The organism is Paracoccus sp. (in: a-proteobacteria) (assembly GCF_035556475.1).
GTDB lineage: Bacteria > Pseudomonadota > Alphaproteobacteria > Rhodobacterales > Rhodobacteraceae > Paracoccus.
Map to the genome: position 1 here is coordinate 20,698 of NZ_DATMFA010000048.1, position 14,018 is coordinate 34,715.

The window sequence follows — 14,018 nt, forward strand, 5'->3', positions numbered from 1 at the left end:
CCGTTATCGCCAGCTAATCAGCTTTCCATCGCAGCATTCCAGGAAACCGCTCATGGCGATCTCATTCGTGCGCCCTGCCGCCGGCACGGCCCTATGTCTACTCATGTCCCTTCCGACCCTCCCGGGCCTCGCGATTGCGCAGGAAACGCCCCCCGGCGACGAAAACGCCGTGGTCCTGAACGAGGTCGTGCTTTCGGCTGAGGAGCAGAACAAGCAGGCTTTGGGCGTGTCGCAGATCACCGAGGAGGATCTGGAACGGCAGCCGGTCGTCAATGACATCTCGGAAATCGTGCGCAAGATGCCGGGCGTCAACCTGACCGGCAACAACACCAGCGGCCAGCGCGGCAACAACCGCCAGATCGACATTCGCGGCATGGGCCCCGAAAACACGCTGATCCTGATCGACGGCAAGCCCGTCATGTCGCGCAATGCGGTCAAGATGAGCCGGGGCGGCGAGCGTGACACGCGCGGCGACTCGAACTGGGTCCCCGCCGAGATGATCGAGCGGATCGAGGTCATCCGCGGTCCCGCCGCGGCGCGTTATGGCTCGGGGTCCTCGGGCGGGGTGGTCAATATCATCACCAAGCGGCCCGAGGTGCTGACCGGGCAGGTCAGCATGCACACGACCCAGCCCGAAAGCAGCAAGGAAGGCGCGACCAACCGCGCCAATTTCATGCTGGCCGGTCCGGCAGGCAGCGACTTCACTTTCCGCGTCTATGGCAATTACAACCGGACCGAGCCGGACGCCGCCGACATCAACCCGCCCCGCCATGACGACGAAGGGGGCGAGGAGCCGCCGATGGCGGGGACCGAGGGCGTGGTCAACAAGGATCTCAGCACCCTTCTGACCTGGCATGGGATCGAGGGGCATGAGATCGACCTCGAATGGAACTTCTCGCGTCAGGGCAACCTCTATGCCGGTGATACGCGCAGCGGCGCCACCGATGCGCAATATGACGACCTGCTGGGCAAGGAAACCAACCGGATGTATCGCAGCACGCTCGCGATAACGCATCGCGGCGAATATGATTTCGGCGAGTCGAACAGCTATCTGCAATGGGAAAATACCCGCAACTCGCGCTTCTGCTCGGGCATGGCGGGCGGTCCCGAGGACAGCATCGACATGGCTTGCATCGACACCGACGGCGATGGCGAGGGCGATGCGCCGGGTTTCCAGACGATCACGCTGGACAATATCACGGCCAAGACCGAATGGATCCTGCCGATGACCCTGGCGGGCAAGGCCAGCCGCGTGACCTTCGGCGCCGAATATCGTGGCGAGTTCATGGACGACCCGCATACGATCGGCCTCGACATCGCGGATGACGATATTGCCGAGGAAAGCGGCGTCGATCCCGACCCCGCGAACCGCGATCCCAAGACCGAACAAAACACCATCGGCCTTTATGCCGAGGCGAATATCGAATGGAGCGATCAGCTGACGCTGACGCCCGGCCTGCGCTTCGACTATAACGACAATTTCGGCTCGAACTGGTCGCCCAGCCTGAACGCCGAATACGCGTTCAACGACCAATGGACCATGAAGCTTGGCGTCGCGCGCGCGTTCAAGACGCCGAACCTGTTCCAGTTGAACCCGAACTATGTCTACCGGACCCGCGGCAATGGTTGCCCCTATATCGACGGCGAGCAGGTCGGCGGTCCGTGCTATGTTCTGGGCAACCCGGATCTTGAGCCCGAGAAAAGCTGGAACAAAGAGATCGGCGTCGCCTATCAGGGTCAGAACGGCATCAGCGGCAGCCTGACCTATTTCCACAACGATTATGACAACCGCATTGGCTCTGGCGTCTACCAATATAATGCGGGCGCCGAAACGAACCGCCTCTATCGTTGGGAAAACCAGAAGAACGCCGTTATCTCGGGTCTCGAGGGCAATTTCGCCACCATTCTTGGCGACCGCTTCGCGTTCAACGCCAATTTCACCAAGATGATCAAGTCCGAGATGGACAATGGCGAGCCGCTGAGCCTCGTGCCGGATTACACGGTGAACGCCGCGCTGGACTGGTTTGCGACGGATGCGATCACCGTGACCCTCAGCGCGACACATTATGGCGAGATCGACGCGACCTCGACCAACCCGACCACCGGCGCGCCCTATGAGGATCCCGACTCGCGCGAGCCCTATACCCTGGTCAATCTCGGCGCGAACTGGGCCATGACGGACAAGGCGCGGCTTTCGGCGGGGATCACCAACCTCTTCGACAAGTCGGTGCTGCGGACGGATTCCGGCGAAGGCTCGAATACCTTCAACGAGCCGGGGCGGGCATTCTACATGACGCTGACCTCGACCTTCTGATCCGGGCAACCGCACCTCCTGCCCGGCAGGCGGACGCTTGCCGGGATCGGCGGGAACCCCGCAGGGTCCGGCCACCGGGCTGGCCGTGCCTTCGCCAAGGCTCTATCCTGGCCTCAGTTTTTGCAGAATTGCCGCATGATGGATTGCACTGATCTGGAGTTCCACTCCCAACTCGACGGCTGGAACGTCGTATCCTTCGCGACCGACTATGTTACCGTGGTCGAGGATCCCGCAAGCGTCCGGTTGCTCGGAGAGGGGCAGCGCCTCGATCCGGGCCTGCGGGGCCATATCCTGCGAGAGCTGACGGCCGGGACACCGGACGTGACCGAAGCGGACAGGGCCGGATTGCCCCGCGCAAGAGGGCGGCAGGCGCTCGCGGTTTTCAGCGACCCGATCACGGGCGAGCCGGCGCGCGACGCCTCGGGCAAGCTGCTGGTGATGCAGGTCGCGAAAAAGGGTGCGGCGATGCCGGGCCTGAAATCCCTCGTCGGGTGGCGCGCGAATACCGGTTTTCGGATTGCCCATCGCGGTTCGGCGGCGCAGGTCCTCGATGCGCTCTCGGGGGCATTCCCCGAGGTCAATGTCCTCCGCCTCGACTTCAATGCCGCCGTCGCAAGATCCCCCGGCGCGGCGGAGGCCTGGGCGGATTTTGCCGGTGCGGCCGCGGATCGGGGATACAAGCTGGTCGTGCAATATTCGGATGGAGAGCTTGCGGGCGGCTTCGTGCGGAACGGGTCCGCGAAACAGCATATGATCGCGCGTGACCGGCTGGGGCCTGCCGATGCGCTGGCCCGGCCGGACGGGCAGTGGAAGATCAACGAGGTTCGTGAGGACTGGGAGGAGATCCTGAAATGGTTCCGTCAGCCCGAACATGCCTCGATCCTCGATGCCGTGGCCGGCTGGGAGCTGGTGAACGAGCCGATGGCCTATGGCCAGGATGCGGCAGCGGGTGCGCTCTATAGCCGACACATGGCTGACCTGATCACCGGGCTCGACTGGGGGGACAAGCGCATTCTGGTCGGCGGTCTCGGTGCCTCGGCGCAATTCGCGAGGCTCGACCACGACCTGATCCGGGATGCCGCCGGCGACAGGCTGATCTGGTCGGTCCATATGTATCCGGGTTGGGTGACGGCGCCATTTCCAGACAGCGGCGGCACCGTCTTCAGAAAGCAGGTCTGCGACCGGATCGGCACACTGGCCGGGGAGGGCGACGATATCCTCGTCTCCGAGTCGCAGCTTCACACCGCCGAAGGCTCGCTTGACCCGACGGCGTCCGGCAAGCGGGCCGTGGCCAGCTACAACATGGCCCGGATGCTGCCCTGGTTCGCCGATCAGGGGATCGGCTGGACATGGTGGCCGCCAACCGGCCGCAAGAGCGATCTGCTGCAATGGCAGGGCAGCACCAAGGAATATGCGGTCGAACTGGAATCCGCGGCCTTCGCCCATTGGGGCTGGTCGCGGGGCGAGCGTGGCAGCCTTGCGGGCGGGGGCTCGTCCGGGGACGATCAGCTTGCCGTCGATCCGTCCGGCCCTTCGGATGCCGGCCATGTCACCTCTGGCGTTAGCAACCCGCACGGGTTGATCTACGGGATGGAGGGGGCCGACCGCATCACCGGCCATGACCGGACCGACCTGCTTTATGGCGGTCCCGGCGCGGATACGATCGAAGGCGGCGACGGCGACGATTGGCTCTTTGGCGATCAGGGCGCGGATGCCCTGTCGGGTGGCGCGGGGCGTGACGTCCTGATCGATCCCGAGGGCGACAATACACTTTCGGGCGGGGCCGGGGACGACCATCTCGAGGGGCAGGGCGCTCTGGACGGCGGGCCGGGCGACGACCTGCTGATTGCCGCCCCCTCAGGTGTCACGACCATGACGGGCGGCCAAGGCGCCGACCGCTTCCTTCCCGATGTCGCGGGCGAGGTGACGATCACGGACTTCACCCCCGGCGAGGATGTCCTCGACCTTGCGATCCTGGGCGCCCAGCGATGCAAGCCCGAATGGGCGAGCGAGGCCGATGGCCTCCTGATCACTCTGGGCGATCTACGGCTGAAAATCCTCGGGGTCTCGACGCTGGAGGAGGACGACATCATCAATCCCGGCCGCTGCCGCCTTCCGCGCCGCTAGCCCGTCACGGCAGGCTCATCCCGACAAGGGGGGATTTCCGTCCCGCGATCGGATAGGATCCCGCTGTCGGATCGGAGGAGGAAGCGCATGGCAGAGCTGGAGGGGACGGCCCGGCTGGAAACCCATGAGGTGCTGAACCAGCCCGAACCTGCCGGGGATCGTGATTTCTGGCGCGACGATCCGGCGCTGCGGCACGCGCTGGAAGGATCGGCGGCAACCGGCGCATTGGCCCGTTACGGCGCGGCCCTCGGCTCGGCCGGAATGCGCGAGACCGCGCGCGACGCCAATCGCAACCCGCCGGAATTGCGGCTGTTCGACAGTGGCGGCCGGCGGCTGGACGAGGTGCGGTTCCATCCCGCCTATCACGCGCTGATGACCTGCTCGGTCGGGGCCGGCTATCACTCCATTGCTTGGGAGGGGGGCGAGGACGGGCATCTTGCCCATGCCGCGATGGTCTACCTCGCCAGCCAGGTCGAGCCGGGGCATTGCTGCCCGCTGACCATGACCTATGCCGCGATGCCGGTGATCGCCGCCGCCGACTTGCCGGAGGCGTGGGGCGAGAAGATGCTCTCGCGCCGCTACGATCCTTCGATCCGGCCGATGGCCGAGAAGGAGGGCGTGACCCTCGGCATGGCGATGACGGAAAAGCAGGGCGGCTCGGACCTGCGGGCGAACACCACGCGCGCCGAGCGGGATGGGACGGAATGGCGGCTGACCGGCCACAAGTGGTTCTGCTCGGCCCCGATGTCGGACGGGTTCCTGACCCTCGCCCAGACCCCGGCCGGGCTGACCTGTTTTCTTGTTCCCAGATGGTTGCAGGACGGGCGCAATGCGATCCATATCCAGCGCCTCAAGGACAAGCTCGGCAACCGCTCGAATGCCTCGGCCGAGATCGAATATCACTCCGCCCTGGCCTGGCAGGTCGGCGAGGAAGGCAGCGGCATCCGCACCATTCTGGAGATGGTGCATCACACCCGCCTCGATACCGCGATGGCGCCTGCGGGCTTGATGCGTTCGGCCCTGCGCGAGGCCTGCCGCTGGACCAGCCATCGCAGCGCCTTCCAACGACGGTTGATCGACCAGCCCCTGATGCGCGCGACCTTGGCCGATCTGGTCCTCGACTGGCAGGGAAGCCTTGTCCTGGGTCTGTCGGTGGCGAAAAGCTTTGACGGCCGGACGCCCGAGGACCGCGCCTTCGCCCGGATCGGCGTCGCGCTGGCCAAGTATCTTTCGAACAAGCTGTGCCCGAGCGTCATCGCCGAGGCGATGGAGGTGCTGGGGGGCATGGGCTATGTCGAGGACACCCCCTTGCCCCTGCTTTACCGCGAGGCGCCGCTGAACGGGATCTGGGAAGGCTCGGGGAATATCATCTGCCTCGACGCCTTGCGCACGCTGGCGCGCGAGCCGCTGGCTTCCGAGATGCTCGCATCGCGGGTCGATGCCGCGCGCGGGAGCGATCCCGGCTATGATGCCGCGCTGGCCGCGCATCGCGCACGCTGGAACAGGCAGGTGCCCGAGGCCGAGGCGCGCTGGTTCGTCGAGCGCACCGCCCTGCTGCTGACCGGAGCCACGCTGATCGAGGCCGCCGATACGCCGATTGCCGAGGCGTTCATCCAGACCCGCCTTCGCGGCGAAAGGGGACGGCTTGGCGGGTCGATCCCGGCTGGGGAAAGCGAGCGTATTCTGGTCTCGGGGCTGCCTTTCGATCCGGTTTGAGGCATCAGGTGCACACAGGAATGCCCGTTTGAGACCAAGGGCGTTTTCCGTTCGGGTTCAACGACCCGCAAGCTGACCGAGCCTTCCGCAAAACCGCCGACCGGATGGGCGCGGAGGCAATGACAGAGCGGCAATAGCCCAAAGGTCAAGGCCGATCCGGGCATGCCATTGACGCCCGGTCGGGATTGCTCAAGGCTTGCCACGATTCGTCCCTTGCCCTTCGGGCGGTGGCGGATCGGGACGAAACCCGGGAAACCATGCGCATCGGCGTCAAATATCACCCCGCCCGCCGCCGCTTCGACGCGCTGCTCGACGGCATCCCGGCCGGATTGGCGCGCGGGCGGATGCTGGATGCCTGAGAAAGATCGACCCGGCGCTTCCAGTCAACCGGGACCGCGTCTGATGCCCGAAATGCGGCGAAGGATAGCGAGCCTCGCGGGTCTACTCCCCGCCGGCTGCATGATCGCGACCATCCTCCATGAATATGGCGGCGGCGCCGTTCCCCATGCGCTTGCGGGGGCCTTCGCATTGGCGGCAATCCTTGCCTTCAGCCTCGCCGACCGGAATACGCCGCGGGTCTTCGTCTTTGTCGGCCTTGCGCTGGCCATCTGGGCGCTGGCGACGCGGCCCGAGGGGCTTACGGGGATCTGGAGGGCGGTGAGCAGCGGCAGCTTCGTCATCGCCCTCTATACCGCGCTGACCGCCATAAGGATCGCCGCGATCGGTTCGTGGGAGATCCTCGAATGCGGGCGTTTCCTGGCCGGACAGAGACCCGGCTTGCGCTATGTCGCCCTGACGATCGGCGGGCATCTCTTCGGGCTGATCCTGCTCTATGGCTCGATCGCGCTTCTCGGTTCGCTTGCCGCGGAAAGCACGGCGAGGGAAGCCGACCCGGATCTTCGCCGCCTGCGTCTGCGCCGGATGCTGGTGGCGATCCAGCGCGGCTTCGCCTCGACGCTCTGCTGGTCGCCGCTCGGGTTTTCCATGGCGATCACGGTCGGGCTGGTGCCGGGTGCAAGCTGGGGCGCCGTGGCGCTGCCCTGCATGGTGAATGCGGCGATGATGATTATGGTGGGCTGGGGCATGGACAGTGTCTTCAAGCCCCGTCTCGCCCGGCCCGCGCCACTCCGCGACGCGCCTTCGGGCGGCTGGCTGGTGCGGCTGAGGCCGCTGCTTCTGCTTCTGGGGGTGGTGGCCTGCGGCATCCTGCTGCTGCGCCGGGCGACGGGGATCGACGTCATTGGCGCGGTCATGTCCTTCGTGCCGCTCGTCGCGCTTGGCTGGATCTGGTTGCAGGGTGACGGCATGGGCGGAGGAAGGATGGCCCATCTTGGCCGCAAGGTGGCCGAGTTCCTGCAGCGCGAACTGCCGGCCTATGGCGGCCAGATCGTGCTGCTGTTCATGGCCGCCTTCATCGGCAGCCTCGGCGCGTTCCTGATCGTCCCGCTGATGCCGCGTCTCGGGCTGGATCTGGGCGCGCTGCCGCCGCTTGCCATTGCGATTGCGATGGTCTGGCTGGTGCCCCTGACCGGACAGCTCGGGATGAACCCGATCCTCTCGGTATCGCTGATCGTGCCGATGCTGCCCTCGCCGGCCGAGATGGGGCTGCATCCCGCGGTGCTGGTCGCGGCGATTACCGGGGGCTGGGCGCTCAGCGGCACCACCTCGCCCTTCACCGCTTCGGTGCTGCTGGTCGGAACCTATGGCGAGGTGCCGCCCCGGCAGGCCGGGCTTCGCTGGAACGGCCTTTATGCGATCCTCGTCGGGTTGATGATCTCGGCCTGGGTGCTGATCCTCGGGCTCCACGGCGCCGGATGACAGGCCACGGCTTAGCCGCCGCCGGCCGGCGGCCCGAAGGTCAGACCACCCTGACGGTGATCTCGGCCACGCCGTCCACGCGACCCGTGATCACGTCGCCCCGGACCACGGCGCTGACACCGGCAGGGGTGCCGGCAAAGATCACGTCGCCCGGCCGCAGCTCGAACAGCCGCGAGAGGTAGGAGATCATCTCGGGCACCTTCCAGATCATCTGGTTCAGGTCGCCGTGCTGGCGCGTCTCGCCATTGACCTCGACCTCGATCACGCCCGCCTCGGGATGCCCGACCGCCGAGACGGGGTGGATGGCCGAGCACGGGGCCGACGCCTCGAAGGATTTCGCCGTCTCCCACGGGCGGCCCATCTTCTTCGCCACCGCCTGCAGGTCGCGCCGGGTCATGTCCAGCCCGACCCCATAGCCGAAAACGCAGTCGAGCGCCGCCTCGGGCGCGATGTCGGTGCCTCCGGATTTCAGCGCGACGACCAGCTCGATCTCGTGATGGACGTCGTTCGTTTCCGTCGGATAGGGGAAATCGCCCCCGGGAGGGACGATCGCATCCGGGTTCTTCTGGAAGAAGAAGGGCGGCTCGCGGTCGGGATCATGGCCCATCTCGATCGCGTGGTCGGCGAAGTTGCGCCCGACGCAATAGATCCGGCGCACCGGGAACAGCTTGTCGCTGCCGGCAACCGGCATGGTCGGCACCGCTGCGGGCGCGAAGGCATAGTCCTCGATCCTGGTCATCTCGTTCATCATCTGGCTCCTGCCTCGTATTCCATGCTCCATAGCCTTGCCCGGGCCGGCATCGAAACCATTGCCGACCCGGAAAGAGCCATGACGCGCGGAGGCCGGATCAGCCCAAACCCAGCTTGCCGCGCAGGGTGGCCAGATCCTCGGCCAGCGTATTGACCTTGGCGGAAAGCAGCGTCCGGTCCTCGTCGGTCAGCTTCTCGTAAGAGACATAACCGCCCTCCGGGGTGCGGTATTTCTCAAGAACATCCGCCACGGTCTTGAAGTTGCCGTCGACTTTCTGGACGAACTCTGCGTCCTGCTCGACCAGCGGGCGCAGCAGCAGATAGATTTTCTCGGCGCCCTCGAAATTCGCATCGAAATCCCAGAGGTCGGTGCGGCTATAGCGATCCTCCTCGCCCGAGATCTTGGTCGCGGCGACTTCCTCCATCAGGACGGCCGCCCCGCCGACAACCACTTCAGGGGGGAAGGTCAGGTCGTTGATGCGCTGGTCGAGGCTTTTGACATCGGCGAGCAGCCGGTCGGCATATTCCTCCAGCCCCGCAGTCGAACCATCATGCCAGAGGCCGTATTCGATGCGGTGAAAGCCGGTGAAAGCGGGATCCTGCTCGGCCTTTTCGTAATCATCCGCCCGCGCGTCGATCGACACATCGAGATCCGAGAAAAGCTCGGCAATCGGCTCGATCCGCTCATAGCTGGTGCGGGTGGGCGCGAAAAGCGCCTTCGCCTTCTCGACATCGCCCGCCTTCACGGCACCGGTGAGGGCCTCGACATCCTCGACCAGCTTCGCGGTGTTCTCGGCCACGAAGATCTTGTATTCGGAAAGCGGTCCGATCAGGTCCAGCGAGGGATCGGCGGCAAGGGCGGCGTGGCCCCACCCGCCCAGCACCAGGGCAATAGCGGTCGTTTTCAGTATTCCGGTCATGTCACGTTCCCATGTCGTGAGGTTCGGTTGGCGGCTTGGGCGGGTCAGGACCGCCTGGCTTCGGTAATCAGGGTCGAGGCGAGGTAATCCTCCGGCCCCGGAACGCCGGGCGGCGCAAAGAAATATCCGCCTCCGACCGGCTTGATATATTCCTCCAGCGGCTCGCCGTTCAGGCGCTCCTGCACGGTGATGAACCCCGCGCGCAGGTCCGACTGGTAGCAGATGAACAGCAAGCCCTGATCAAGCTGGCCATTGGTCGTGGCGCCGCGCGAATAATTGAAGGGCCGGCGCAAGATCAGGTTCCGCTCGCTCTCCGGGCTGCGCGGATTGGCAAGCCGGATATGCGCATCAAGTGCGGTGCGCTCGCCCTCGGGATCGGCGGCGAAATCGGGCAGGTGATGCTCGGTCGCCGTGGCATCGCCATCCAGCGGCGCGCCGGTCATCTTGGTGCGGCCAAGGATCCGCTCCTGCTCGGCCAGCGGGGCGCGGTCCCAGCGTTCGACGAAATTCCGAATGATGCGGATCGCCTGATAGCTGCCGCCATGGGTCCAGCCGGGCTCGTCCGGCTGCGAGGTCCAGACCACCCGCCGCATCAGCTCAGCATCGGTCGAATCCGGGTTGGCAGATCCGTCGCGGAAGCCGAGGAAATTCCGCGCGCTGGGGGTCGAGCCGTCCGGCGCGGGCGTGACGGGCGGGACCGAACCCTCGACCATCCAGCGCAGGACCAGAAACTCCGAGAGGTTCTTCACCACATCGCGCAGGGCGTGAAGGTTCGTGTCCTGCAGATTGGCGCAGAATTGCAGCGAGATGTCCCCGTGGCAATCCGCCGCGACAAGGGCGTCGTTTGGAAACTGCACCATCCGTTCCAGCCGGGCGGGCTTCAGAGGGCCGAGTTCGGGGAGCTTGTCAAAGAACGACGCGCCAAGGCCCAGCGTGATGGTCAGATTGTCCGGCTCGATCACCGGACCCAGCAGCCCGGAATCGGCAGGTGGCAGCTTCGGATCGCGCTGCGGAACCTCGCCTCCTTGCGTCAGAAACACCACGCGCTCGGTCAGGCCGCGCAGCATCCGCTCCATTTCGTCCAGAGACGTGGCCACGATGTCGAAGCTTGCGATCAGGCCCGCGGCGGGGCGGGGGGTGGTGATCCCCGCCTGATGCGCGCCATAGAAGGGAACCTGCCGCCCCGCTAGATCGGGTTCGCGGGCCGGCGCATCCTCGACCTGCGGCGCGGCGCGCGCGGGGACGACGCCCAGCGTCCCGACCGAGCCGAGGCCGATCAGCACGCTGCGGCGGCTGGGACCGGAACTGAACGGGCATCCGGCCATGTCAGCTTTTCCCGATGACAGGTTGCAGACGCGAGAGACTGTCCGCCAGCCCGAGCAGATCCTGCGCCAGCGCCGAACGCGTCGCGACCGGAACCTCTGCATAGGAGGCGACATCGCCAAGCGCCGCGACGCCGTCCCGGCTTTTCTGCAAAGCCCGGCCGATTTCCTCGTCCAGCGTGGGATCGACGCTGGCGGTAACCTGACGCAGAAGGTCGGTCAGCTTCGCGATCCCTTCAAGGCTGGCCGCCAGGTCCTCGGCATCATTGCCGGAATAGCTGTTCTCCCCCTCGGGGATCTGGCCGGTGGCGATCTGCTGGGCCATGTCGCCGGGCAGCGCGATCAGCAGTTGCGGATCAAGGGGCATTTCCTTCAGCCGGGCCGAGAGGGTCTTCAGATCCTCGACCAGACGATCGGCGAAGGGTTGCAGGCCATCGGTGCTGTTTTGCTGGAAAAGCCCGTATTCGAGGCGGTGATAGCCGGTGAAGGCCGGATCCTCCTCGCGGCCGGCCAGATAGGCGGCATGCGGGTCGATGACGTTTTCCAGGTCCGAGAGGCGATAGGCCAGCGGCTCGACCCGGCGATAGGGCAGGCGCGCCTCGCGCCATGCCGCGCGTGCGGCATCGAGATCGCCCGCCGCCACGGCATCGCGCAGCGCCTCGGCCTTCTTCACCGCCTGATTGCCCTGCATGACCAGATAGACCCGGTATTCGGAGAGCGGGCCGAGGAACTTGCGCAGCGTCACCTCGGACGCGGCCGTCGTCGCCTCGTCCGAGGCGGTGACGATCAGCCGGCCGCGCGGATTGGAGAGGAGGCCGCAGGTCATCTCGTAGCTTCCGGGGGCAAGGTCGGCCACAAGCGTCGTGCGAAAGCCCGGCGCGATATTCTCGCGCTCGGCAACGACCATGACCCCGTTCAGGATTTCCCATTCGATGGGGCGGTCGGAACTGTTCAGGATCTCGAAGCTGCGCCTGCCGCCCGGAACCGTGATCTCGTTCGGGGCGCAGCTGCGCGCATCGACGGTGACAAGCCGGTCGGCGGCGCTTGCCTGTGCGGGCTGGCGCGTCGTCGCATACCAGAACGCCCCGGCCCCCAGCGCCACCAGACAGGCCGAACCCGCGATGGCGAGATAGATCATGCGCGAGGGTGTCCCGGTCATTTCCGCACCTCGGCCGGCGTGGCGGCAAGGCCGGGTGTGACCGGGCGCAGGAACAGCGTCAGGCTGACGACAAGGAAGATCGCCCAGGCCAGAACCTCGCTGAGCGACGGTGCCTCGCGATAGCCGATCAGGCCGGATAGCACGCTGCCCAGCGGGCCGGTTTCGGGCAGCAGGCCGCTAAGGTCATAGACCTGTTCCTGCAAGGCGTTCCAGAGACCCGCCTCGTGCAATGCCCGAAGCGCGCCCGCGAACAATCCGGCAGCGACGAAGAGGATGAAGATGCCCGTCCAGCGAAAGAAACGCCGGAGGTCGAGGCGCAGCGATCCGGCATAGATCGCCCAGCCCGCAACCACCGACACGATCAGCCCCAGCGCCGCGCCAAGCGGCGCCGCGCCGTCCTGGCTTTGCTGGAAGATCGCGAGGAGGAAGAACACCGATTCCAGCCCCTCTCGCGCCACGGCAAGAAAGACCATGCCGATCAGCCCCCAGCTTGCCAGCCTGCCGCCGCGACCCAGCGCACGATCCACGGAACCTTGCAGCTCGCCCTTGATCGACCGCGCCGCGCGCCGCATCCAGAAGACCATTCCAAGCAGGACCGCGACCGCGATCAGCGCGATGACGGCCTCGACCAGTTCCTGGGTTCGTTGCGGAAAGCTCGCGCTCGCAAGCTGGAGCGCCGCGCCCACGAAGAGCGACAGTGCGACGGCAAGCAGCACGCCGACCCAGATCGCCGGCAACCAGGACTGCCGCCCGGTCTGGCGCAAATAGCCTGCAATGATTCCGACGATCAGCGCGGCCTCGAGGCCTTCGCGCAGCATGATAAGAAATGGTGCGAGCATTCGCCGGTCCCGATATTCCACTTGAGCGGTCCGGGGCTGGCACTGAGGCATCGCGACGGACTGGGCGCACAGTCGGTGCGTCGGATCCCGTTAGAAGGCATTCGCCCCGATGTTGTCAATCCAGAGAAAAATGGTCGGTGGAAGCAGGCCGGGCGCTCCCCTCTCTTTCGGTTGAAAAGGCTCGACCCGACATCGCGCAAAGCGTGTCAGGGGATTGGGGTTTGTCCGCCATTCCGCGCCGGGGGTCTCAGCCCAGCCTTTCGATCAGCGCCTTCGCCGCCAGCGGGTTTCGCTCCTTGTAGCCGCTGATGACGAAAAGATAGACGTCGCGCGGGTCGCCCGGCTGGGGCGTGCCGACATAATCGAGGCCTTCGGGACTCCCGCCCTCGGCCCATTTCCGCGCCCGGCCCGCCCACTCGTCCAGAGCCGCCGGGGAATAGCCCAGCTCCTCTGTTTCGGTCGTTCCCATGATGCGGGCATAGACGAAGGGCGCGGTCGGGTCGGCGATCTGGGGAAACTCCCCCTCGGCCGAGATCACCGCCGCGACCCCGTGGGCGCGGGCCATGTCCAGAAACGCCTCGGTGCGGAAGCTCTCGTGCCGGACCTCGACCGCGTGACGTAACTCCCGCCCGTCGACCGATTTCGGCAGCAGGGTCAGGAACGCCTCGAAATCGGTGGGATCGAATTTCTTCGTCGCCATGAACTGCCAGTTGATCGGGCCAAGCTTGTCGCCCAAAAGCGCGATCCCGCCGGAGACGAAGCGGTCGATCGACTCGCCCGCCTCGGCCAGAACCTTGCGATTGGTGGCAAAACGCGGAGCCTTCAGCGCAAAGACGAAGCCTTCCGGCGTCTCGTCATGCCATTTTCGGAAGGTGTCGGGCGTCTGGCTGCGGTAATAGGTGCCGTTCACCTCGATCGCGGTAAGCTGCCGGCTGGCATAGTCCAGCTCACGCTTGAGGGGCAGGCCCTCGGGATAGAAGCTGCCCCGCCATGGCTCATAGGTCCAGCCGCCGATGCCGACGAATATCCGTCCCTCGTTTCGCTTGCTCATCC

At 65.9% G+C, this 14,018-nt stretch carries 10 protein-coding genes; 4 read left to right on the top strand and 6 right to left on the bottom strand.

The genetic code is table 11. From position 1 onward, the window contains the following. Positions 1-103: 103 nt before the first annotated feature. The 4 genes from VNQ78_RS06290 to VNQ78_RS06305 all read left to right on the top strand — a co-directional run bounded on the left by VNQ78_RS06290 (position 104) and on the right by VNQ78_RS06305 (position 7,975). Positions 104-2,314, top strand: coding sequence for a FepA family TonB-dependent siderophore receptor (locus VNQ78_RS06290; protein WP_325687737.1), 2,211 nt, complete (start codon positions 104-106; stop codon positions 2,312-2,314). A gap of 135 nt (positions 2,315-2,449) precedes the next feature. After that, entirely contained in the window at positions 2,450-4,441 is a 1,992-nt protein-coding gene (locus VNQ78_RS06295) for a cellulase family glycosylhydrolase (RefSeq protein WP_325687739.1), read from the top strand. A gap of 87 nt (positions 4,442-4,528) precedes the next feature. Further along, positions 4,529-6,157 carry an acyl-CoA dehydrogenase family protein gene (locus tag VNQ78_RS06300; RefSeq protein WP_325687742.1) on the top strand — a complete coding sequence of 543 codons (1,629 nt, stop codon included), beginning with the start codon at positions 4,529-4,531 and terminating at the stop codon, positions 6,155-6,157. A gap of 459 nt (positions 6,158-6,616) precedes the next feature. Next, entirely contained in the window at positions 6,617-7,975 is a 1,359-nt protein-coding gene (locus VNQ78_RS06305) for a hypothetical protein (RefSeq protein ID WP_325687744.1), read from the top strand. A 40-nt stretch (positions 7,976-8,015) separates the two neighbouring features. On the opposite strand, the gene VNQ78_RS06310 is transcribed toward VNQ78_RS06305, so the two are convergent. From VNQ78_RS06310 to VNQ78_RS06335, 6 genes are all read right to left on the bottom strand, one after another. Then, entirely contained in the window at positions 8,016-8,705 is a 690-nt protein-coding gene (locus tag VNQ78_RS06310; protein ID WP_414694046.1) for a fumarylacetoacetate hydrolase family protein, read from the bottom strand. 118 nt (positions 8,706-8,823) lie between these two features. Then, positions 8,824-9,795, bottom strand: coding sequence for an iron uptake system protein EfeO (gene efeO, locus VNQ78_RS06315; protein ID WP_325687804.1), 972 nt, complete (start codon positions 9,793-9,795; stop codon positions 8,824-8,826). Further along, on the bottom strand, positions 9,690-10,970 hold the full coding sequence (efeB, locus tag VNQ78_RS06320; protein ID WP_325687749.1) for an iron uptake transporter deferrochelatase/peroxidase subunit: 1,281 nt from the start codon (positions 10,968-10,970) through the stop codon (positions 9,690-9,692). Before efeB ends, efeO (VNQ78_RS06315) begins: the two co-directional genes overlap by 106 nt. Position 10,971: 1 nt before the next feature. Next, a complete protein-coding gene (efeO, locus tag VNQ78_RS06325; RefSeq protein ID WP_325687751.1) occupies positions 10,972-12,126 on the bottom strand; it encodes an iron uptake system protein EfeO in 1,155 nt (384 codons plus the stop codon). After that, on the bottom strand, positions 12,123-12,965 hold the full coding sequence (efeU, locus tag VNQ78_RS06330) for an iron uptake transporter permease EfeU (protein WP_325687754.1): 843 nt from the start codon (positions 12,963-12,965) through the stop codon (positions 12,123-12,125). Before efeU ends, efeO (VNQ78_RS06325) begins: the two co-directional genes overlap by 4 nt. Before the next feature lie 247 nt (positions 12,966-13,212). Then, positions 13,213-14,016 (bottom strand): DUF72 domain-containing protein, encoded by an 804-nt coding sequence (locus VNQ78_RS06335; protein ID WP_325687756.1) that lies wholly within the window; start codon positions 14,014-14,016, stop codon positions 13,213-13,215. Positions 14,017-14,018: the final 2 nt, after the last annotated feature.